Annotated in this window: 1 protein-coding gene; it reads left to right on the plus strand. The window is 53.2% G+C overall.

The genetic code is table 11. The features are described from left to right. Positions 1-84 precede the first annotated feature (84 nt). A complete protein-coding gene (locus PKO02S_RS32055; protein ID WP_127589352.1) occupies positions 85-912 on the plus strand; it encodes an alpha/beta hydrolase in 828 nt (275 codons plus the stop codon). Positions 913-1004 lie beyond the last annotated feature (92 nt).

A 1004-nucleotide genomic window follows, 5' to 3' on the forward strand; every position in this document is an offset into this window, starting at 1 on the left:
CGAAGAACCGCTTTTTTGGTGAATAACCGAGAAGGTGGTTTTTTTCTATTCATTAGATGAAGGAATGGAGTGTGTGCCGCTGTGATGACGAGCGTTCAAGTAAAGCCTTTTTCCTTTTTCTCCACCGCTTTGTACAGCCGTAAAACTTGCCACGTCATCCTGCCGCCCGATTATGAAGCAGCCCCCGAGAAGCGCTATCTCGTTCTTTATTTGCTCCATGGGATGAGAGGCACCGAAGTGAGCTGGATGAACAACGGCCGCGCACACGAAACAGTGACGCGAGCGATGCTGGATGGTGACCTGCAACCGTGCATAGTAGTCATGCCAAATGACGGTGAATATGGACAAGGAACGTTTTATGTGGATTGGTATGACGGCACGGGAAACTTCGAACAATATTTCGTGTACGACTTGGTTCCCGCCATCGATCGGGAGTTTCGGACGCTGACCGGTCGGGAGCATCGCGTGATCGGCGGCTACTCGATGGGCGGCTTCGGCGCCTTCAGCCTGTCGCTGCGTCATCCGGAGCTGTTCGGTGCGGCGTCCAGCCTGTCCGGCGGTCTCGGGGTGCTCAGCACATTGCCGCATAATGAATTTGTTCGCTCCGAGTTTCCACGGATGGTAGGTCCATTGGCAGGTCCGTATGCCCGCGCTCATGATCTGGTTATGCTGGCTGAGCAGAGGCTGGGGGAAACCGTTCGGCCGGAGCTGTATTTCGACTGCGGTACCGAGGATTATTTGTACCCCCTCAATGCGGCTTATCATAAGAAGCTGAACGAGCTCGGATACCTTCATGAATACCAGGAGTTTTCGGGCGAGCACAATTGGGCTTACTGGACGGAGCATTTGTCGGATTCGCTTGCTTTTTTCCATCGTTATTGGGCGGGCGGAGGCGCTGCTGTCGACTGCTGATTTATTTTAGAAAATAGTGTTGCATCCTGCTGGGCGATGTGCTATTATATTTTTTGTCGCCAAATTCACCTTGAGGGTGAGCGAGGCGCGGA

Origin of the sequence: Paenibacillus koleovorans NBRC 103111 (assembly GCF_004000845.1) — a bacterium.
GTDB classification, from domain to species: domain Bacteria; phylum Bacillota; class Bacilli; order Paenibacillales; family NBRC-103111; genus Paenibacillus_AA; species Paenibacillus_AA koleovorans.

Coding starts and splice junctions, on each gene's coding strand:
- PKO02S_RS32055 (WP_127589352.1), top strand. CDS start 85: ATGACGAGCGTTCAAGTAAAGCCTTTTTCCTTTTTCTCCACCGCTTTG.